Annotated in this window: 19 protein-coding genes; 1 reads left to right on the forward strand and 18 read right to left on the reverse strand. The window is 63.2% G+C overall.

Annotated features, from left to right (window positions below):
• Positions 1–133: 133 nt before the first annotated feature.
• Complete coding sequence (locus GE073_RS13990) at positions 134–2,785, reverse strand: ATP-binding cassette domain-containing protein (protein WP_153783713.1); 2,652 nt, start codon at positions 2,783–2,785, stop codon at positions 134–136.
• A 170-nt stretch (positions 2,786–2,955) separates the two neighbouring features.
• Between GE073_RS13990 and GE073_RS13995 the strand changes: the two genes are divergently transcribed.
• Positions 2,956–3,570: a biotin transporter BioY gene (locus tag GE073_RS13995; protein WP_194843369.1), complete on the forward strand. Its 615-nt coding sequence runs from the start codon at positions 2,956–2,958 to the stop codon at positions 3,568–3,570.
• A gap of 70 nt (positions 3,571–3,640) precedes the next feature.
• Here GE073_RS13995 and GE073_RS14000 read toward each other — a convergent pair whose 3' ends face one another.
• The 17 genes from GE073_RS14000 to GE073_RS14080 form a co-directional block, all read right to left on the reverse strand.
• Positions 3,641–4,804, reverse strand: coding sequence for an iron-containing alcohol dehydrogenase (locus tag GE073_RS14000; protein ID WP_153783715.1), 1,164 nt, complete (start codon positions 4,802–4,804; stop codon positions 3,641–3,643).
• Positions 4,805–4,820: 16 nt separating this feature from the next.
• Positions 4,821–5,306 carry a YlbF/YmcA family competence regulator gene (locus GE073_RS14005; protein WP_153783716.1) on the reverse strand — a complete coding sequence of 162 codons (486 nt, stop codon included), beginning with the start codon at positions 5,304–5,306 and terminating at the stop codon, positions 4,821–4,823.
• A gap of 183 nt (positions 5,307–5,489) precedes the next feature.
• A complete protein-coding gene (gene pduL, locus GE073_RS14010) occupies positions 5,490–6,068 on the reverse strand; it encodes a phosphate propanoyltransferase (RefSeq protein WP_043110849.1) in 579 nt (192 codons plus the stop codon).
• Between the two features lie 185 nt (positions 6,069–6,253).
• Positions 6,254–7,126: a 2-oxoacid:ferredoxin oxidoreductase subunit beta gene (locus GE073_RS14015; RefSeq protein ID WP_101809214.1), complete on the reverse strand. Its 873-nt coding sequence runs from the start codon at positions 7,124–7,126 to the stop codon at positions 6,254–6,256.
• Positions 7,113–8,861 carry a 2-oxoacid:acceptor oxidoreductase subunit alpha gene (locus GE073_RS14020; RefSeq protein WP_101809215.1) on the reverse strand — a complete coding sequence of 583 codons (1,749 nt, stop codon included), beginning with the start codon at positions 8,859–8,861 and terminating at the stop codon, positions 7,113–7,115. The genes GE073_RS14015 and GE073_RS14020 overlap by 14 nt, the downstream gene beginning before the upstream one ends.
• A gap of 153 nt (positions 8,862–9,014) precedes the next feature.
• A complete protein-coding gene (locus GE073_RS14025; protein WP_153783717.1) occupies positions 9,015–9,992 on the reverse strand; it encodes a dipeptidase in 978 nt (325 codons plus the stop codon).
• 132 nt (positions 9,993–10,124) lie between these two features.
• Positions 10,125–10,385: a stage V sporulation protein S gene (locus GE073_RS14030; RefSeq protein ID WP_028597363.1), complete on the reverse strand. Its 261-nt coding sequence runs from the start codon at positions 10,383–10,385 to the stop codon at positions 10,125–10,127.
• A gap of 127 nt (positions 10,386–10,512) precedes the next feature.
• On the reverse strand, positions 10,513–11,307 hold the full coding sequence (locus tag GE073_RS14035) for a TIGR00282 family metallophosphoesterase (protein WP_101809217.1): 795 nt from the start codon (positions 11,305–11,307) through the stop codon (positions 10,513–10,515).
• Between the two features lie 58 nt (positions 11,308–11,365).
• Complete coding sequence (gene rny, locus GE073_RS14040) at positions 11,366–12,907, reverse strand: ribonuclease Y (RefSeq protein WP_101809218.1); 1,542 nt, start codon at positions 12,905–12,907, stop codon at positions 11,366–11,368.
• Positions 12,908–13,089: 182 nt separating this feature from the next.
• Positions 13,090–13,773 carry a regulatory protein RecX gene (locus tag GE073_RS14045; protein ID WP_153783718.1) on the reverse strand — a complete coding sequence of 228 codons (684 nt, stop codon included), beginning with the start codon at positions 13,771–13,773 and terminating at the stop codon, positions 13,090–13,092.
• Positions 13,774–13,874: 101 nt separating this feature from the next.
• A complete protein-coding gene (gene recA, locus GE073_RS14050) occupies positions 13,875–14,939 on the reverse strand; it encodes a recombinase RecA (RefSeq protein ID WP_101809220.1) in 1,065 nt (354 codons plus the stop codon).
• A gap of 238 nt (positions 14,940–15,177) precedes the next feature.
• Positions 15,178–16,425 (reverse strand): competence/damage-inducible protein A, encoded by a 1,248-nt coding sequence (locus GE073_RS14055; RefSeq protein ID WP_153783719.1) that lies wholly within the window; start codon positions 16,423–16,425, stop codon positions 15,178–15,180.
• A gap of 79 nt (positions 16,426–16,504) precedes the next feature.
• On the reverse strand, positions 16,505–17,080 hold the full coding sequence (gene pgsA / locus GE073_RS14060; protein ID WP_028597369.1) for a CDP-diacylglycerol--glycerol-3-phosphate 3-phosphatidyltransferase: 576 nt from the start codon (positions 17,078–17,080) through the stop codon (positions 16,505–16,507).
• Between the two features lie 81 nt (positions 17,081–17,161).
• Positions 17,162–17,653 carry a YajQ family cyclic di-GMP-binding protein gene (locus tag GE073_RS14065; RefSeq protein ID WP_028597370.1) on the reverse strand — a complete coding sequence of 164 codons (492 nt, stop codon included), beginning with the start codon at positions 17,651–17,653 and terminating at the stop codon, positions 17,162–17,164.
• A gap of 183 nt (positions 17,654–17,836) precedes the next feature.
• Positions 17,837–18,724 (reverse strand): helix-turn-helix domain-containing protein, encoded by an 888-nt coding sequence (locus GE073_RS14070; protein ID WP_164820109.1) that lies wholly within the window; start codon positions 18,722–18,724, stop codon positions 17,837–17,839.
• Between the two features lie 23 nt (positions 18,725–18,747).
• Complete coding sequence (locus GE073_RS14075) at positions 18,748–19,512, reverse strand: DUF3388 domain-containing protein (protein ID WP_028597371.1); 765 nt, start codon at positions 19,510–19,512, stop codon at positions 18,748–18,750.
• Positions 19,513–19,667: 155 nt separating this feature from the next.
• Positions 19,668–19,919 (reverse strand): DUF3243 domain-containing protein, encoded by a 252-nt coding sequence (locus GE073_RS14080; protein ID WP_028597372.1) that lies wholly within the window; start codon positions 19,917–19,919, stop codon positions 19,668–19,670.
• Between the last annotated feature and the right edge of the window lie 72 nt (positions 19,920–19,991).

Here is a 19,991-nt window from a genome sequence, read left to right on the forward strand (position 1 = left end):
CTTCGGTTGATCTCGCCGGACTGGCTCACGTCGCCTCGCCCGGCCGCATCCACATTATCTTCCAACGGAACCGGCGTGTACATCTTTTTTTGCTGCGCCGCCGTGATTTGGCGACGTTGGCCGCGTTCCGCCGCTAGCGCAGCGCCAGCAGCAGCAACCAGGCCGCCGAGGCGGCGAGCAGCAGCCCTGCGTCCAGGCGCTTGAGCCGCAGCCGGAACGCCGACGTCTTGACTGCGGCGCCATGCCCGAAGCCTCGCGCCTCGAGCGCGTCGGCCACCGCGTCGCCGAGCCGGATGAGCGACAGCAGAAATGGCAGCACGATGCGGGAAAGCATCGCCGCCGGGACCTTGCCTGGACGAGCGGCGAGCTTGCCTCGGGCGGCGGCGATGCGGCTGTAGCGGCGCCACTCGCCGGCGAGCAGCGGCAGGAAGCGGAACAGCAGCGAGATGGACAGCGTCAGCCTCGATACCGGCACGCCGAACCGGACGAGCGGCCGCAGCAGCTGGTCCGCCGCCCGCTGCAGCCGGAAAGGCGGCAGCAGCGAGAGCAGCGGCAGGCCGAGCAGCAGGACGGCGAACAGACGAGACAGCTTGAACAGCGTCTGCGCCGCGGCCGCGGCCTCGAAGGCTGGCGGCGACAGCTGGATGCCCGCGACGGCCGCCAGCGTCAGCGCAAAGACGGCATAACCGCGCGCCAGCGGCAAATAAAGGCCGATGCGCTCGCGCTGGAGGATCGCCAGCAGCGCCGCCCCAGCCAGCGCGAGCAGCAGGCCGGGCCAGCGGTCTTGCGCCATGATGCCGGCGCCGACCAGCAGATACGACGCGATCAGCGCGCGAGGATCGGGCAGGCCGCTGTCCGGCAGGAGCGTCTCCGCGGAGGCGGCGACAGGCGCAGGCCCGGACCGGCGCGGCGCGGACGGTTGTCCGGCCGGGACGCCGTCCGTCGTCCTCGCGGCGGCGATGCCGGGCGCGGCGGCAAGCTCCGTCCGGACCGGGCCGTCCGCCGCCAGCCGCTCCGCCAGCTCCTCCGGCTCGAGCCAGAGCCTGCCGTCCGCCGCCGCGCCGAAGCGCTCCGCCGCAAGCAGCGGCGGCGGAGCGGCGCGGTCCCCGCGCTCCGCCAGCCGGCGAGCATATTCCGGCGCGGGCAGCAGCTCCTTGAGCCTGCCGTCTTCCATGACGGCGACGCTGTCGGCTATCGGCAGCAGCGCGGCGAGGCTATGCGCCGACACGATCGCCGAGCCTCCGCTCGCCCGGTGCCGCTGCAGCAGCTCCGTCAGCCGTTCGAGTCCTTCGGCGTCAAGTCCGGCCGCCGGCTCGTCGAGCAGCAGCCATTCCGGCCCGCCGACGAGCGCGCAGGCTAGAGCGAGACGGCGCTGCTGCCCGCCGCTCAGCGTCAGCGGATCCTGCTCCAGCAGACGTTCCGGCAAGCCGGCCCGCCGCAGCGAGTCCGCGATGGCGGCGGCGCGCCGTGACGGCGGCAGACGGAACGGCCGCGCGGAGTAGTCCAGCTCCTCGCGAACCGTCCGCGCGAACCATTGCGTCTCCGACTGCTGCAGCGTCGCTCCGAGCTGGAGCAGCGCCGCCCGGTTCGGCCTCTTGCCGAGCCAGAGCGGCTCGGAACCGTACCGGATCGACCCTGACGAAGGCTCGCGCAAGCCGGCCAGCGACTCCAGCAGCGTCGACTTGCCGGAGCCGTTGCTGCCGGCGAGCAGCAGGATGCGTCCCGGCGGCAGCCGCAGCTCCGTCGGCTCCCCTTTTCCGGGAGCGGCCGCGTCGGGACGGAACCCCTCCACAATCAGCTCTTCTGCGGCGAAGCGCAAAGGGTCAGCTCCTTCCCGCTCTGCGCCGTCCGCCTCATGCCGCTGCATCCCGGCGGATGCGGGCAGCGCCTCCGCTGCGGCATTCCCCCGACTGCCGGCCGCCGCTTCCGCGCGGCTATCCGCGGACGCCTCGAACGCCGGCGCCAGCTCCTCCAGCCGCAGCGGCAGCCGGTCGAGGCGCACGCCCCGCTCCTGCAGCGCCCATGCCGCGCGCACGGGATAAGGAGCGGCCAATCCGACTCGTTCGCAGGCCGAAGCCTCTCCGCCCGTCCGTTTGAAAAACGCCTCGGCAGACCCGGAATATTCGATGCTGCCATCCGCCATCGCCAGCACCCGATCCTCGCTCTCCAGCTCCTCCAGCCGCTGGGTGCACCAGACGACCGTCGCCCCGGCCCGATGGAGCTGCCGCACCTGACGAAGGACGAGCCGCGCCGATTCCGCGTCCAGCATCGACGTCGCCTCGTCGAACAGCAGCGCCGGCGAGCCGGCCGCGACCGCGCCGGCGATCGCGACGAGCTGCTTCTGGCCGCCGGATAGCTTCTCTGCGGGCGTATCCGCCAGCGCCGTCAGGCCGAAGCGCTCCAGCGCCTCCTCGGCCGCGTCGAGAATCCGGCTCCCCTCCATGCCGGCGTATTCGAGCGTGAGGATGAGATCCTCCCTCGCCGTCGAGCCGACAAGCGCCGCGTCGGGCTGCTGTAGCACGACGGCGAACGGACGAACGTCATAAGGAAAGGCAGCCGTCCGCTGATGCCGGATTCCGTCAGGCGGCGCCCCGAGGCCGGCCAGCTCGCGGAGCAGCGTGGATTTTCCCGATCCGTTGCTCCCGCATAGAGCAAGCCAGTCTCCCTGCCGCAGCTCCAGGCTGGCCGATCCGATAATCGTCCGCAGCTGTCCCCCGGCGGCCGCCTGCACGGCATGCCCGTTCCAACAGACGAGCCGTTCCCCTTTTTCGCTTGCGCTCCGCATCGAGCCGCACCTTCCTTCTGCCCCTATTTCGCCCGATCCGCAAAAAAACGTCTGAACCGGCTTCTCAAACCGGAACGGCTATGCTACAATCCGTTCTGTTAACCAAATCTACCAGATTCAAGTTAACCTATCAATCCGAATGTTATATCCTCAAAGGAGCGAATTTCCGAATGCCAACTGTATCTCCGCTTCGCCGCATCGTATTCATCGCCCTGTTCGCCGCGCTCTTCGTCGTCTTCAGCGCCGTCCAGATCCAAATCGGCATCTCCCCGGTTCCGTTCACGCTGCAGACGATGGCCGTCGCGATCGCCGGCTCGTTCCTCGGCGCCAGAGACAGCTTCCTCAGCATCGCGCTCGTGTACGGACTTGCCGCGACCGGCTTGCCGCTCATCCGTTTTCAAGGCGGGCTCTCGCTGTTTGTCGGACCGACGGCGGGCTTCCTGTGGGTGTTTCCGCTATGCGCGCTGCTGATCGGCCTGATCGTGCCGCGCCTGCTGGTCCGCCTCTCCGGCCGCAGCCCCGTGCTGACGTTCCTCGCCGTGTTCGCCGTCCTCGAGCTGCTCGGCTCCCTGCTCGCCTACGTTGTCGGCATCCCTTGGCTGATGCAGGCGACCGGCCTCTCGTTTGCCGAAGCGATGGCCGCCGGCTGCTACCCGTTCCTGCTGCCCGACCTACTCAAAAACGTCGTTGCCGCCGGAGCCGCCGTCGCGCTGAGCGCCTATCTGCCGTCGCTGCGGCTGCTCCGTGCAGCCGATCGTCCCGACCGCCCGACTGCAGCCGCTTAAGCGCCTGCTGCCGCAGCACAAAAAACAGCCGCGCAGACTGCGCGGCTGTTTTTGGCTTCCGCCGATGCTCTCAAAGGGACATGCGGTAGATGTTCCGAACGTCCTGCTCATCCAGCTTGCGGAAGTTGCCGATCTTGCGGCCCGGGGCCGCCTTGCCGGCCATCTCTTCAAGCCGGCTCTCGTCGATGCCGTAGTCGGCGAGCCGCGACGGCGCTCCGAGCGAGCTCCAGAACGCGCGCAGGCGGCGGATGCCTTCCTCCGCGATCTCGCGGTCGCTGCGTCCGTCCGTGTCCACGTCGAAGACGTTGACCGCGAACTGCTTGAAGCGACCGACGTTGTCGTCCAGCACGTACGTCATCCAGTTCGGGAACAGGATCGCCAGGCCGCCGCCATGCGGGATGTCGTAGACGGCGGACAGCGCATGCTCCATGTCATGGTTGGCCCAGTCGCCGAGCGTGCCCATCGCCAGCACGCCGTTCAGCGCCATCGTGCCGGCGTAGAGGATCGTGCCGCGATGCTCCAGGTTCGCGAGATCGTCGACCAGCTTCGGCGCGGTGTCGACGACGGCGCGCAGCACCGACTCGCAAAATCCGTCCTGCACCGGCGTCAGCGCGTCATGATGGAAGTATTGCTCGAACACATGGGACATCATGTCGACGATGCCGTACACCGTATGGTCCTTGGGCGCGGTCGCGGTGAACGCCGGGTCGAGGATCGAGAAGCGCGGAAACACATGCGGGCTGCCCCAGCCGTGCTTCTCCTGCGTCTCCTCGTTGGTGATGACCGAGCCGCTGTTCATCTCGCTGCCGGTCGCGGCCAGCGTCAGGATCGTGCCGAGCGGCAGCGCCTCCTGCACGGCTGCCTTGCGGCTGACGATGTCCCAGAAGCTGCCCTCGTAGCGCGCCGCCGCGGCGATCGCCTTGCCGCAGTCGAGCGTGCTGCCGCCGCCGACGGCAAGCACCCAGTCGACGCCGTGCTCGCGGCACAGCTCCGCTCCGCGGTGGACGGTGGACAGGCGCGGATTCGGCTCGACGCCGGCGAGCTCGACGACGCTGCAGCCGGCATCAGCCAGCACGCCAAGCACCTGGTCGTACAAGCCGCTGCGCTTGATGCTGCCGCCGCCGTAGACGAGCAGCACCTTGCGCCCGAGCTTGTCCGCTTCTTTGGTCAGCTGCTGCAGCTGGCCTTCGCCGAAGATGAGCTTCGTCGGGTTGTGGAATACGAATGGTCTCATGCGCTCCCGCCTCCTTTTATTCGTCGCAGCTTTCGGGATCTTCCGGACGGGCGCCGTCGAGCGTGATCTTCTCCGCCACCGTATCCTGAATGATTGAGACGACCATCTGCAGCAGGTAGTTGATGTCCGCCTGGCTCTGCTGGAACTGGCTGACGATCGGGATGCCGTCGAGCTCGTTCTGGAGGGCGTCCATCTCGCCCTCGATCTTCTGCACCATCGTCGGATTTTTGAACGTCTGCTCGAAGGCGACAAGCTCCTTCTGCTTCTTTTTCAGTCCGGCCATCAGGCTCTGCACCCGCTCGTTGCCCTTGATCTGATCCTCGGCCTTGCGGAACTGCTGCACCTCGTCGGAGGAGAAGATCAGTCCTGCGAGCTCGCGCGCCTTTTGCATGATGTCCTCGCGCACGAGAAGGTCCCGCGTATCGTACACTTCGACGGGGCAGTTCGGTCCGTGGTCATGCACTTGTCCCGGCTTGAGCGCCGATGTATGCTGTTCTGCCATTGTCTATCGCTCCTGTCTGCTGACGTGTATGTAGAGCCATGCGGCGCCTGGGCCGCTAGATCTGGTTGTCCAAGTCCACATTATACCACTCCGCGGACATAAAAACGACTGCCCGGTCCGGGCAGTCGCATCGGCCGGAGATGGCGCGCGGCTCCGGCTTCCCGCGTGGAAGGCGCCGCTTCCTCAGCCGACGATCTCGGCCGTGTCGCCGTTCTTGACGCCGGCCGCGTTGGCCTCGTCGGTATCGATGTGCATGTCCAGCGCGAAGCTGTCCGACACGCGGGCGATGACGTTCTCGAAGACGAGGCCGCGCTCGCCGCCGACGCGCACCTTCAGCAGCTGCTGGTCCGCGATGCCCCAGGCCGCCGCGTCATCCGTATGGAAATGGATATGGCGCGCAGCTACGATGACGCCTTCCTCGATCGTGACCTCTCCGGCCGGTCCGGTGATCGTGATGCCGGCCGAGCCGGCGATATTGCCGGATTCGCGCACCGGCGCGGGCACACCGATCGCGAACGCGTCCGTGCGGGAAATTTCGAGCTGGGTCGCCTTGCGCGCCGGGCCGAGGATGCGCACTTTCGGGAAAGCGCCTTTGGGCCCTTTGACGGCGACCGTCTCGTTGGCGGCGAACTGCCCCGGCTGCGACAGCGGCTTGAACTCGGTCAGCTCATAACCCGCTCCGAACAGCGCTTCGACATGGGCTTGCGATAAATGGATATGGCGCGCGGAGACGCCTACAGGTACCGTTTTGGTTTCAGTCATGGTCATGATGTTCTTCCTTTCTCCACTCGTCTTTCTCTCTCATGCTCCATTATAGACTTTCGGGACAGCCCGTGTCGAACGGCGCCGTCGTCGATTCTTGAACTCAAACGAACAAAAAGCAGCCCGCCTCGCACGGGTTGCTTTTTGTTGGATTAATGGAAAAACGATAAGAGCTTCCGCCTATTCTACACGAAGTCCGCAGCCAACTTCGCGAAGTCCTCGCGGGAAATCTTGATGTCCTGGTTCGCGAGTCCCTCTTGCTTGAACCCGGTGATGAGGTTCTCGTAAGAGCGGCGCTTCGTGTCCTGGTAGATCAGGCCGGTGACGAGGCCGTTCGTCTCCATGATCTTCGTCATCGCGGCCAGGCGGTTCGACGGATCGTAGCCTTCGCCGGCCTCGCCGTCGAGGTTGACGATGTTTTCCTTGAACCAGTCGTACGTGTTGACCTTGTTGAACGTGACGCAAGGGCTGAAGACGTTGATGAGCGAGAAGCCTTCATGCTTGATGCCGGCCTCGATCAGCGCGGTCAGCTGCTTGAGGTCGCTCGAGAACGACTGCGCCACGAACGTCGCGCCCGCCGACAAGGCGATCTCCAGCGGCGAGAGCACCGACTCGATCGAGCCCTCGGGCGTCGACTTCGTCTTGAAGCCTTCCGCGCTGCGCGGGGAAGTCTGTCCTTTGGTCAGGCCGTAGATCTGGTTGTCCATGACGATGTAGGTCAGGTTGACGTTGCGGCGGATCGCATGCACCGTATGGCCCATGCCAATCGCGAAGCCGTCGCCGTCGCCGCCGGAGGCGATGACGGTCAGCTCGCGGTTCGCCAGCTTGACGCCTTGGGCGATCGGCAGCGCGCGGCCATGGATGCCGTGCAGGCCGTAGGCGTTGATGTAGCCGGAGATCCGGCCCGAGCAGCCGATGCCCGAGATGACCGCGAGCTGCTCCGGCTCGAGGCCGACGTTCGCCGCGGCGCGCTGGATGGCGGCCTGGATGGAGAAGTCTCCGCAGCCCGGGCACCAGTTCGGCTTGACGTTGTTGCGGAATTCCTTAAATGTGGCCAACGTGGCTCATCTCCTTCGACGCTTGGTAAACCTCGGACGGCAGGAACGGATTGCCGTCGTATTTGAGCAGGCTGCGGATCTTGTCCGCATGTCCGCAATGCAGCTTGATCTGCGCCGCCAGCTGGGCGGTCGCGTTGTTCTCCAGGACGATGACGGTGCTTGCCGCCTCCAGATAAGGAGTCAGCTGCTCGGCCGGGAACGGATGGATCTGCCGGACCTGAATCTGGCCGGTCGCCGCTCCGTCCTGCTCAAGGCGGCTGCGGGCTTCCTCGATCGTGCCTCCGGTGGAGCCCATGCCGATGATCAGGATGTCCGGGCGCTCATGCGGCACGTCGACGCGGATCGCTTCTGGAATGAGCAGGCGGTCGAGCTTGCCGAGCCGCTTATCCATCATCCGCTTGCGGTTGAGCGCATTCTCGGACGGACGTCCGGTCTCGTCATGCTCGACGCCCGTCACATGATGCAGGCCGCCCTTGTCGCCCGGCAGCGAGCGCGGCGATACGCCATCCTCGGTCAGCTCGTAGCGCTTGAACAGCACATTCGGCTCGAGCTCGGGCAGCTCGCGCTGCAGCTTGCCGCGGCGAATCTCAATGCGGTCGTAGTCGAGCGGCTCGCAGCTCTGCTTGCCGAGCGACAGCTGCAGGTCGGTCATGATGATGACCGGCACCTGATACTCCTCGGCGATGTTGAACGCCTCGACCGTATCGTAGAAGCAGTCCTCGATGCTGGCCGGCGCGATGACGACCTTGGGAATCTCGCCGTGCGTGCCGTAGACCATCGCATTGAGATCGGACTGCTCCTGCTTGGTCGGCAAGCCGGTCGAAGGACCGCCGCGCTGCGTGTCGACGATGACGAGCGGCTGCTCGGTCATGCCGGCGAGGCCGATCGCCTCCATCATGAGGGACAGGCCGGGACCGGCAGATGCGGTCATCGTCCGCACGCCGGCGTAGTTCGCGCCGATCGCCATCGTGACGGCCGCGATCTCATCCTCGGTCTGCACGACCGTGCCGCCGAACTTCGGCAGCTTCTTGATCAGGTACTCCATGATCTCGGAGGCCGGCGTGATCGGATACGCGCTCATGAGGCGGCAGCCTGCGGCGACCGTGCCGAGGCCGATCGCCTCGTTGCCGATCATGAACAGCTTCTGCTTGCCGTCGGCAGGCTCCAGCGCGAATGCCTCCAGCGGTCCTCCCGCCTGCTCGAGAACGAACTCGGCGCCGCGCTTGACCGCCTCGACGTTTTTCTCGACGATGGCCGGGCCTTTGCGTCCGAACTCCTCCTCGACCGCCTGGTTGAACACCTCGAGCGGCAGGCCGAGCAGCGCCCAGGAAGCGCCGGAAGCGACCATGTTCTTCATGAGGGACGTGCCGAGCTCCTCGGCGATCGCCGTGATCGGCACCGCGAACAGGCGGGCGTCGATGCCTTCCGGCAGCTGCGGCTTGAACTTGGCGTCGGCGACGACGACTCCGCCGGGACGAAGCTCCGGCGCGTTCAGGTCGATGCTCTCCTGATCGAATGCGACAAGAATATCGAGATCGTCCGAGATCGCTCGGATCGGTTGCGTGCTGATGCGAATCTTGTTATTGGTATGGCCGCCCTTGATCCTCGAAGAGAAATGGCGGTATCCGTACAGATAGTACCCGAGACGGTTGAGGGCGGTGGAGAAGATCCGGTCCGTGCTTTCGACGCCTTCTCCCTGCTGGCCCCCGATCTTCCAAGACAGCTGACTAATCACGATAAGTCCAACTCCTCATCTGCTGTGAGAACTGCTTTCAATCCTCCTAAATTTTATGCCTCGCTATTGAAAATTGCAAGGAAATCTCCGAACTTGCCGCATTCAGCATTCCGATGAAAGCTATAAAGAAACCTGATAAAGCCCATAATCCCTTTATTCCGGGAGGTTTTGGCGCAAAAAGCGGATCGCGTTTCCTCCAAGCAGCTTCTCCGCGAACGCCGCGCCGTAGGCCCGCTCGACTTCCTGCCGCAGCTGGCCGGCCTCGCCGGCATGGCGCAGGCCGGCCGGATGCTGCTCGATGCCGTCGAAGTCCGAGCCCAGCATCAATTGGTCTTCCCCTCCGAGGGAGCAGATATGTTCGATATGCGGCAGCAGGTCGCTCGCTGCGGCCTGTCCGCGATCGGTGATGAAGTAGGGCACGTACGTCAAGCCGATCCGCCCGTCCATGGCGATCAGCGCGCGCAGCTGGTCGTCGGTCAGATTGCGCGGATGCGGGCAAATGCGGCGCGAGTTGGAGTGGGAAGCTATCAGCGGCCGCTCGGTCCGCTCGACCAGCTCCCAGAAGCCGGCATCGGTCAGATGAGAGACGTCGAGCAGCAGCCCGAGATCGCGCGCCGCATCGACCAGCTCCCGGCCTTTGGCGGTCAGCCCGCCTTGCCTCGGCTCCAGCACGCCGTCCGCCGCCCAGTTCGCGTAATTCCACGTCAAGCCGAGCACGCGCACGCCGAGCGCGAATGCCGTTCGCAGCAGCGCCCAGTCTCCCTGCAGCGCATCCGCCCCCTCCAGCGTCAGCAGGGCGGCGATTTTGCCCTCCTGCAGCGCCCGCTCCAGATCGCGCCTTACGCGCACCTTGGCATATCCGGGATGAGCGGCGATCTTCTGCTCGAACAGATCGGCCGAACGAAGCACCGCATCCATCGTTTTCGGCTTCGACTCGGTCAAATAGATCGCATAGGCCTGGAGCATATAGCCGCCCGCACGCTGCCGGTCGAGCGTCGCGTCGAGCGTCACCGGCCCGCGATTGTTCGCGGAATCGATCGGATCAAGGCGCGGATCCGCCAGCAGCTTGCTCAGCACGTCGCAATGGAAATCCGCGATCCGAGGCTCCTCGCCTGGATATCTGTCGTTCATCTGCCCCGCCTCCTGTCGTTCGCGGCCGCCCGATGCCGGCCTCTTCTCCTACGATATGCACTTCCGTCTCCGGAAAACGCAAAAAAACCTGCTTACTCCGTAAACAGGCCGTTGCATGTTTTTCTCTTCGGCTCAGCGCGGCTCTACGATCAGCTTGATCGCGGTGCGGTCCTCGCCGTCGATGACGATGTCGGTAAAGGCCGGGATGCAGATCAGGTCTACGCCGCTCGGAGCGACGAACCCCCTTGCGATCGCGACGGCTTTGACCGCTTGATTCAAGGCGCCGGCTCCGATTGCTTGCAGCTCGGCCGCACCACGCTCCCTGAGAACTCCTGCCAGCGCCCCTGCTACGGAATTTGGATTGGACTTAGCGGATACTTTTAAGACGTCCATGTCAAGTACCTCCTCAGGAATAGTGGCGTATCCCTATATCCCTAAACCTATTCGAGAGAGGACAAAAAATTCCTTCTTCCGCAACGGCATCCATGCTGCCAGGCGTTGTCAGGTCAAGCGGCAAGCTCTAGAACATCGCGAGCGACGTTTCCGTAAGGCGGATCTTCTCGAGCCGCTGCGCCCGTCCCGTCGCTTCGTCCAACACCGCCAGCACCCCGTGCAGATGCCAGTCCCCTTCCGCTACGACAAAGCGCGACGGCAGGCCGGTCAGAAACCTGTGCAGCACGGCGTCGCGATCCATGCCGAGAATTCCGTCCATCGGACCGGTCATGCCGACATCGGTCAAGAACGCCGTTCCTTGCGGAAGGATCCGGTCATCGTTCGTCTGCACATGCGTGTGGGTGCCGAGCACGACCGAGGCCCGGCCGTCCAAATACCAGCCCATCGCGATTTTCTCCGATGTCGCTTCGGCGTGGAAGTCGACCAGCACGCAGCTCGTCTCGCGCTTCAGCCGCTCCAGATGCGCATCCGCCGTCTTGAACGGGCAGTCGTTCGGCGGCAGGAACGTGCGCCCTTGGACATTGAGGATGCCGAGCTTTTTGCTGCCGGCCTTGATGACCGTGGAGCCGATGCCTGGCGATTCGCTCGAAAAATTCGCCGGACGGACGAGCCGCGGCTCGTCGTCGATCCAGTCGAACAGATCCTTGTTGTCCCACGTATGGTTGCCCATCGTGATGCCGTTCACGCCCCAGTCGAAAAACTCCTTGGCGATCGCGGCGGTGATGCCGCGGCCGGCGGCGGCGTTCTCGCCGTTGACGATGATGATATCCGGATTATGCTTCGCCCTGAGCGCCGGCAGCGCCTTGCGCAGCGCGGCACGGCCGACGTTGCCGACGATGTCGCCGATAAAAAGAACTTTCATGGATGGCCTCCTATCATGACAAAATCCCGCTCCGGCAGGAGCGGGATGTCTGGTTCGCCTACTTGGCGTATTCGACCGCACGGGTTTCGCGGATGACCGTGACCTTGATATGGCCCGGATAATCCAGTTCTCCCTCGATCTTTTTGGTAATGTCGCGTGCCAGACGGAACGCTTCCGTATCGTCGATCTTCTCCGGCTGGACCATGACGCGAACTTCGCGTCCGGCCTGGATGGCGTACGATTTCTCGACGCCGTCGAACGATTCGGAGATCGCCTCGAGCTTCTCCAGACGCTTGATATACGTCTCGAGCGTCTCGCGGCGGGCTCCCGGACGGGCGGCCGACAGCGCGTCCGCGGCTCCGACGAGCATCGCGATGACCGAAGTCGCCTCGCAATCGCCGTGATGGGACGCGATGCTGTTGATGACGACCGGGTGCTCCTTGTACTTGCGGGCCAGCTCGACGCCGATCTCGACATGGGAGCCTTCGACCTCGTGGTCGAGCGCTTTGCCGATGTCATGCAGCAATCCGGCGCGCTTGGCCAAGGTGATGTCCTCGCCCAGCTCGGCCGCCATCAGGCCGGTCAGATAAGCGACCTCCATCGAATGCTTCAGCACGTTCTGGCCATAGCTCGTCCGATACTTCAGGCGGCCGAGAATCTTGATCAGATCCGGATGGATCGCATGCACGCCGACCTCGAAAGTCGCCTGCTCGCCATACTCGCGAATCCGCTCGTCCACCTCGCGGCGGGATTTCTCGACCATCTCCTCGATTCGGGCGGGATGGATCCTGCCGTCGGCGACGAGCTTCTCGAGCGCTGTACGGGCAATCTCCCGGCGTATCGGATCGAATCCGGACAAGATGACCGCTTCCGGCGTATCGTCGATGATCAGATCGATGCCGGTGAGCGTCTCAAGCGCGCGGATGTTGCGGCCCTCGCGGCCGATGATCCGGCCCTTCATCTCTTCGTTCGGCAGCGTCACGACGGATACCGTCGTCTCCGCGACATGATCGGCCGCGCAGCGCTGGATCGCCAGGGAAATGATGTCGCGGGCTTTTTTGTCCGCCTCTTCCTTCGCCTGCTGCTCCAGCTCCTTGATCATCTGCGCCGTCTCGTGGCGGACTTCCTGCTCCACGTTGTTGAAGATGATCGTCTTCGCGTCCTCCGTAGTCAAGCCGGAGATCCGCTCCAGCTCGCTCTGCTGCTGCCGGTAGATGGAATCAATCTGCTCTTGCGTTTCCTCGATTCGTTTCTCCTTGTTGGCTACCAATTCTTCTTTGCGTTCGAGTGCCTCAATTTTCTTATCCAAAGACTCCTCTTTTTGCAGCAAGCGCCTTTCAAGACGCTGATTCTCATTGCGTCTCTCCCGAATGTCCTTGTCCGCTTCCGAACGGAGTTTATGGATTTCGTCTTTCGCTTCCAGCACCGTTTCCTTTTTCAACGCATCCGCTTCCTTCTTCGCCTGTTCGACGATCTGGAGCGCGGCCTGCTCAGCGCTGGAAATCTTAGCCTCGGCAAACGACTTTCGGACGAAGTAACCAATCCCAAAGGTAATCGCGCCAACAACGAGAACGATCAAGATCCACCAAATGGGGTTCATCTTGTTCACCTCCTCGTTGCATTCACCAAGGCATCAGCCGGGAATGATATTCAATTGTTGCCATTCGGTTCCATACCGTGCTTTACGACTGTAGAAATGGAGACAAAAAACCTGAACCCATTTACGGAAGGAAAGGCATCCCATGCCAGATGGATGCTTTATTATTGTAGCTTTCCGCAAAATCAATTGTCAAGCCAGCCCCCGTCGGCGTCGTCCTCGCCCTCGGCCGAGTCCTGAATCTGCCGGACCGTCTCCCGCACGAGATCGCTCGGGAATCCGCGCCGCAGCAGGAATCCGGTCAGCTTCATCCGTTTGTCGCGCTCTTCTCCCTTTAGGCTCCGCCATTTCTTCTCTCCGGCCTTGAGCGCGGCGCGCCGTTCTTCCTCGTCGTCGAGAGCTTCGACCGCATGTCCCGCCGTCTCCTTTGGAATGCCGCGCTGCTCGAGCTCCATGCGGATGAGACGGCTGCCCTTCTGGCTGCTCCGCAGACGCTGGGAGGCGAACATGCGGGCATAGTCGCGGTCGTCGACGACCCGCTCCTGCTGCAGCCGCTCGATCGCATAGCGGATATCCTCTTCTTCGAATTCCTTGCGCTTGAGATAGGCGGACATCTCCTTCGACGTCCGCATCTTGAAGCCGGCGTAGAAGACGGCCGCCGCATACGCCCGGTAGCGAGCGTTCTCCTCCGCGATCCGCGCCATCAGCTTCGGCTCGATGAGCGTGTCTTTGAGCAGCCGGTACTTGACGAGAATGTCCTCATGCACCGACAGCTCCGGCTCCTCGCTGCCTTCGAGATAAATCCAGTAGAGAGACGGCTTCTTGTCGTCCTGCTCTACGCGCGTGATCCGTTTTTCCTGCTCCTCCATCTTCGCCGCTCCCTTCCTCGTCGATTCTAATGAAGAAAAAAGCACCCCCGACTCCATCAGGGATGCTTGGTCATGCCGCTACTTCGCAGAGCGGTAAACAATCAGACGTCGAGCTCCAGCTCCTCGAACTCGTCCGCCTCGTCCTTCGAAACTTCGGCGCCGGCGGCGCGCTCCGCAGCCGCATTGAGGTTATGCGCCTCGCGGATCTTGCCTTCGATCACGCTTGCGATCGGCTCGTTGTCCTTGAGGAACTGCTTGGCGTTCTCCCGTCCTTGGCCGAGGCGGTCGCCGTTGAAGCTGAACCAAGCGCCGCTCTTCTGCACGATGTCCATCTCCACGCCGATGTCGATGATGCTGCCGACGCGCGAGATGCCTTCGCCGTACATGATGTCCAGCTCGGCCTGGCGGAACGGAGGCGCCACCTTGTTCTTGACGACCTTGATGCGGGTCCGGTTGCCCACGACGTCGGTGCCTTGCTTGATGCTCTCGATGCGGCGCACGTCCAGCCGCACGCTGCTGTAGAACTTCAGGGCGCGTCCCCCCGGAGTCGTCTCCGGGTTGCCGAACATGACGCCGACCTTCTCGCGGAGCTGGTTGATGAAGATGGCGATCGTCTTGGACTTGCTGATCGCTCCGGACAGCTTGCGCAGCGCCTGCGACATGAGGCGCGCCTGGAGGCCGACGTGGGAGTCGCCCATCTCGCCCTCGATCTCGGCCTTCGGCACGAGCGCCGCGACGGAGTCGATGACGATGATGTCGACGGCGCCGCTGCGCACGAGCGCCTCGGCGATCTCCAGCGCCTGCTCGCCCGTATCCGGCTGGGACAGCAGCAGCTCGTCGATGTTGACGCCGAGCTTGCTGGCGTAGAGCGGATCCAGCGCATGCTCCGCGTCGATGAAGGCGGCTTGTCCGCCCGTGCGCTGCACTTCGGCGATCGCGTGCAGGGCGACGGTCGTCTTGCCGGACGACTCCGGTCCGTAGACTTCGATGATGCGGCCGCGAGGGAAGCCCCCGATGCCGAGCGCGATATCCAATGCGAGGGCGCCGCTGGAGACCGTTTCAACGGCCAGCTGGGCGGACTCGCCTAATTTCATGATGGAGCCTTTTCCGAATTGTTTCTCAATCTGGCGAAGCGCCATATCTAAAGCTGCGCGGCGATCTGACAAGAGATCCACATCCTTCGTTCGTCGATTTATAGTTCTATTCTAGTCTACTTGAAGCCGTTTGCCAAGACTTTTTTCGAACATACATTCGCTTTTTTTGAAGCGCGCTCCGTCCCTCCCCGAGTCCCGCCGCAGCCCCGAAAAAAGACAAAGAACCGCAGCTGGTCCGACTCGCTGCGGTTCTTCCGTCAACTGCCTTTATTGTACGCGATCCGAGCCGGCCAGCGCAAGCGCGCCGCGGCTATTCCTGGAGCGCCAGCCAGAGCCGGTACAGCGCGTGCTTGGCGGCGCGGATGCGCACCATGTCGCGATTGCCGCCGGCGTTCAGCTCATGCGTCTCGGCCTCCCCGCCTTTGCGGGCGATGCCGATGTAGACGAGGCCGATCGGCTTGCCCTCGGAGGAGCCCGGCCCGGCGACGCCGGTAATCGAGACGCCCCAGTCGCTGCCGGTCGTCTCCGCCACCCGCTGCGCCATTAGCGCCGCGGTGGAGGCGCTCACCGCGCCAGGCGCGTCCGCCCCCTCCAGCTGGGCGAGCGGAATGCCGAGCAGCTTGTGCTTCATCGTATTCGTATAGGTGACGATGCCGCCGAGGAACTCGCCGCTGCTGCCGGGGATGCCGGTGATGAGCTCGGCCAGCAGGCCGCCCGTGCAGCTCTCGGCCACGCTGACCCGCATCCGCCTCGTGCGCAGCCGCCGCAGCACGGCCTCTTCGAGCGAGATGTCCTCTTCGGCATAGATATGGGCGCCGAGGCGCTCGCGGATCTGCTGCGCCATCCGCTCGATGCGGTCCAGCGCCTGCGCCTCGTCCGCGGACTTGCTGGAGAGGCGGATCGCCACCTCGCCTTCCTTGGCATACGGAGCGATCGTCGGATCGCTCTGGCTCTCGATCAGGTCGATCAGCTCATGCTCGAGCCGCGACTCGCCGATGCCGGCGAAGCGCAGGATGCGCGAATGCAGCGGAGCCCCCGCTCCGAGCTCGGCCAGCAGCCAGCGCGTCGCCGGCCCCTCGAACATCGGCATCATTTCCTTGGGCGGACCCGGCAGCAGGATATAGCGGGTTCCGTCCTGCTCCAGCGCGTTGCCGACGGCAAGCCCCGCGTCGTTCTCGAGCGCTACGCTGCCCTCGATCCAGTTGGCCTGCCGGCGGTTGCTCTCGACCATATGGCTTCCGCGGGAAGCGAAAAACCGCTCCATCGCCTCCATCGTCGGCTCATGGACGACGAGCCGGCGCCCGAGATAGTCGCCGAGCACGTCCTTGGTGAGGTCGTCCATCGTCGGCCCGAGACCGCCGGTGAACAGCAGCAGGTCGGCGCGGGAGCGTGCCGTATCGATCGCCTGACGGATGCGGGCGGCGTTGTCGCCGACGACCGTCTGGAAAAAGACGTCGATGCCGAGGGCGGCGAGTCCTTGGGAAAGATAGCGTGCGTTCGTATTGACGATCTGTCCAAGCAGCAGTTCCGTTCCAACAGCGATGATTTCGGCTTTCACAGCGCTTCACTCCTGTCGTGGATTGGGCTGTCGGTAACGGACAAGGTCCCTTTCCCGAAAAGGAAAGAGACCTTGTAAGCTACTCGACGGGAATCAGGTTGCGGTTCTTGACGAAGTAGTCGATGCCGGACCAGATCGTGATCAGCGCAGCCGCCCAGCTGAGGATGATATCCATGCGGATGTCCACCAGCGCGAACGGGAAGTTGTTGAGCAGCAGCGCGATGATCATCGCGATCTGGATGCCGGTCTTCCACTTGCCCCAGGTGCTTGCCGCAAGCACGGCGCCCTCCAGCAGGGCGACCTGGCGCAGGCCCGTCACGGCGAACTCGCGGCTGATGATGACGATGGCGATGAACGCGGAAAGCTTGTCCATCTGCACGAGCGAGATGAGGACGGCCGCGACGAGCAGCTTGTCCGCCAGCGGATCAAGCAGCTTGCCGAGATTGGTGACCATCTTGTTCTTGCGGGCCAGATAGCCGTCGAGCCCGTCGGTGCTCGCCGCGATGATGAAGATCAGGGCGGCGATGATTTGCGTGTATGTAAGCTCGAAATCTTCGAACCGGACCGTTCCCAGATCGAACCGGATCAATAGAAAAAACAGGATGACAGGCACTAAGAAGATGCGCGCGAGCGTGATCTTGTTGGCCAGGTTCAAGCCCTTCCCCTCCCTGACGTTTCAAACTTCACAAGTATAATCGAAGCGGAAGCGGCCTGTCAAAACGAGGATCGACGGCCGTCAGCGATAGTTGGTGAACTGCAGCTCGAGCTCGAGGTTGGCGCCGCGCAGCAGCGAGATGACCGCTTGCAGATCGTCCCGGCTCTTGCCCGTCACGCGCAATTGATCGCCTTGAATCTGGCTTTTCACCTTCAGCTTGGAATCGCGGATGAGCACGTTGATCTTCTTGGCGTCGTCCTGGCCGATGCCTTGCTTGAGCTTGATCCGCTGGCGCACCGTGCCGAGCGTGGCCGCCTCGATCTTGCCGAAGTCCATGTTCTTGATCGGCACTCCGCGCTTGATCATTTTCGTCTGGAGGATGTCGATGACGCTTTTCAGCTTGTACTCGTCGTCGGAAGCGACGACCAGCTCCTCCTTCTCCAGCTTGATGCTGCTCTTGCTCCCCTTGAAGTCGAAGCGGTTCTCGATTTCCTTTTCCGCCTGGACGATGGCGTTGTTCAGCTCCTGCAGGTCTACCTTCGATACGATATCGAACGAACTTTCCGAACTCATGGGTCCAGTCCTCCTTGCGTTTTCATCGTCCTCTATTATAAATCATCCGAAAGCGAAAGTATAACGCGCCGCCGCGGCGCAGAAAGGCGCTTCTTCCCGCAGGAAGAAAGCGCCCTTCAACCTTCTATCGCCCGTGCCTGCCGACCCTCGCGGCAAGCGGGCGGCCGCGCTTCAAGCGCCGAATTACTCGCCCGCCTCGTCCTGCGATGCCGCATCGCCCGAGGACGGATCGAACTGGAAGCGCTTCGGACCGGGACGGTCGCCGTCCTCGAGAAGCGTGCCGTCGATGTAGAATTCGGTGTTGTCCGCGCGTCCCGTGTTCACGTAGATGACCGCATCAAGCGGAATTTCGATCGTGTCTTCAGCCGTAACGTTCTGGTTGTAGAGGCGCTCGCCGGATTTTCCGCCTTTGCGGACCTCCAGCCAGGCTCCGCCGGAAAACTTGAGCTGAAGCATCGGCTGGCCGGTGACTTGATAATAGTCCACTCCGCCCGACTTGCGGTCGAACGTGACCGCGCCTGCCGGAGGCGTCGGAGTCGGCGTAGCCGTCGGGCTCGGGGATGCGAGCTCGCCGCTGCCCGGGGACGCCGTCGGCCGGCTGTCGTTCGGTCCCGGAGTCGCCGTCGTCATCGGCGTCCGGTCCGTGGAGTCGGCGCTCTTGGCGCCGTCGTCCCGAATGACGAACATCCAGAGCAGGAACACGATCAGCCCGAGGAACGCCCACATCAGCACGGAAAAGCCGAGCTTGCCGAAGCGCTCCGACATCGTCCGCGACGTCGACGCCTTGCGCGGCGGCTGAGGAGAAGCCGACGGCTCGGCGGCGGAAGTCTGCGGAGCGGAGGGCAGCTCGTTCTTGTAGTAGCTGAGCACTTCCTCCGCGTTCAGCCCTACCGCCTCGGCATAGTTTTTGACGAACGCGCGGGCGTAGAAGCTGCCGGGCAGCGCGCTGTAGTTGCCTTCCTCGATCGCGATCAAATAATGCTTGCGGATCTTGGTCATCTCCTGCAGCTCGTCGAGGGACAAGCCGGATTCTTCCCTTGCGGTCCGCAGGGTTTGGCCCAGTTCAGACATGGCTGGCATAGCCTCCTTTCCGATTAGAAGTCATTGTAGTTGACCGTGAAGGAGTCGTAGGAGATCTCCTCGTCCGGGGTGTTGCGAAGCTCGATGATCGTCGTAAAAGTGCTGTAATCGAAATTGGATTCGCGGATGAAGATGTCCGGATGCTCGATGACTTTGGTCGACGGCATCTCCATGATTTCCTGCAGCAGCGAATGATGCCGCTCGTTGGAGCGGATCGTGCTGACGATGCCGTCGATGATGAAGATGTTGTCGGGGTTCATCTCCTCGCTCGAAAGCTGGCTGCGCACGGTTTGCCGGAGCAGCGTGGAGCTGACGAACGTCCAGCGCTTGTTCGAGCAGACGCTGCCCGCGATGATCGACTCCGTCTTGCCGACCCGCGGCATGCCGCGCAGCCCGATGACCTGGTTGCCGTCGCGCTTGAAGATCTCGCCGAGAAAATCGACGAGCAGGCCGAGCTCGTCGCGCGTGAAGCGGAACGTCTTGCGGTCGTCGGAGTCGCGCTCGATATAGCGTCCGTGGCGCACGGCCAGGCGGTCGACCAGGCTTGGCGGACGGAGCTTGTTGACGGTGATGTTCTCGACCTTCTGCAGCATCTTGCCGAGAATCTCAATCTTCTCGTCGTCGTTGGTCTGCAGCAGCATGCCGCGGGTGCGGTCCTCCACCCCGTTGATCGTAATGATGTTGACGTTGAGCATGCCCAGCAGCGAGGCGATGTCGCCGAGCAGGCCTGGCCGATTCTTATGTATTTTGTATTCCATATACCACTGTTTCGATTCCATCAATCACACCGTCCCAAGGTTGCAGGCGCTTCGAACCGCCCTCATTATAAGCCTACATTCTACAGGATTCGCCACGTTTCCGCAATGAGCACGCTCGTTCTACATGACAGAAAAGCTCCCGTTAGACCGGGAGCTCTCTGCCGTGACGCCGATGACTAGCGATGTCCGACCAGCTTCACCATCAGCCGGGCGATCGTCTTGCGCTCATTTTCGTCGCCGACATCCCAGATTTCCTTCAGCATGCGCTGCTCTTCGTTTTTCGGGTCGACCTTCTCGTCGAGGAAAGAGCCGATTTCGTAAGCGAGGTTGCCGATCGCCTCTTCGCTCAAGCCGAGCTTCTTGCCTTGTTCCAGTCGCTCTGCAAGAAATTCCTTCCAGGAATCGAAGTTCGAAAGTACGGTAGACATGCTCGGTTCGCCTCCTTAAAGTCGTTGAGGAATAGCACCATCAACGGCATTAGTGTGCGCGGCGGCCGGGTC

It is taken from the genome of Paenibacillus sp. B01 (assembly GCF_009649995.1).
GTDB lineage: Bacteria > Bacillota > Bacilli > Paenibacillales > Paenibacillaceae > Paenibacillus_O > Paenibacillus_O pasadenensis.

Excerpts from the sequence above, each read along its gene's own strand:
- GE073_RS14030 (WP_028597363.1), bottom strand. The coding sequence starts at position 10,385 with ATGGACGTCTTAAAAGTATCCGCTAAGTCCAATCCAAATTCCGTAGCA.
- rny (WP_101809218.1), bottom strand. The coding sequence starts at position 12,907 with ATGAACCCCATTTGGTGGATCTTGATCGTTCTCGTTGTTGGCGCGATT.
- pduL (WP_043110849.1), bottom strand. The coding sequence starts at position 6,068 with ATGACTGAAACCAAAACGGTACCTGTAGGCGTCTCCGCGCGCCATATC.
- GE073_RS14080 (WP_028597372.1), bottom strand. The coding sequence starts at position 19,919 with ATGTCTACCGTACTTTCGAACTTCGATTCCTGGAAGGAATTTCTTGCA.
- GE073_RS14070 (WP_164820109.1), bottom strand. The coding sequence starts at position 18,724 with ATGTCTGAACTGGGCCAAACCCTGCGGACCGCAAGGGAAGAATCCGGC.
- GE073_RS14045 (WP_153783718.1), bottom strand. The coding sequence starts at position 13,773 with ATGGAGGAGCAGGAAAAACGGATCACGCGCGTAGAGCAGGACGACAAG.
- GE073_RS13990 (WP_153783713.1), bottom strand. The coding sequence starts at position 2,785 with ATGCGGAGCGCAAGCGAAAAAGGGGAACGGCTCGTCTGTTGGAACGGG.
- GE073_RS14000 (WP_153783715.1), bottom strand. The coding sequence starts at position 4,804 with ATGAGACCATTCGTATTCCACAACCCGACGAAGCTCATCTTCGGCGAA.
- GE073_RS14005 (WP_153783716.1), bottom strand. The coding sequence starts at position 5,306 with ATGGCAGAACAGCATACATCGGCGCTCAAGCCGGGACAAGTGCATGAC.
- GE073_RS13995 (WP_194843369.1), top strand. The coding sequence starts at position 2,956 with ATGCCAACTGTATCTCCGCTTCGCCGCATCGTATTCATCGCCCTGTTC.
- GE073_RS14025 (WP_153783717.1), bottom strand. The coding sequence starts at position 9,992 with ATGAACGACAGATATCCAGGCGAGGAGCCTCGGATCGCGGATTTCCAT.
- GE073_RS14035 (WP_101809217.1), bottom strand. The coding sequence starts at position 11,307 with ATGAAAGTTCTTTTTATCGGCGACATCGTCGGCAACGTCGGCCGTGCC.
- GE073_RS14065 (WP_028597370.1), bottom strand. The coding sequence starts at position 17,653 with ATGAGTTCGGAAAGTTCGTTCGATATCGTATCGAAGGTAGACCTGCAG.
- GE073_RS14075 (WP_028597371.1), bottom strand. The coding sequence starts at position 19,512 with ATGGAATCGAAACAGTGGTATATGGAATACAAAATACATAAGAATCGG.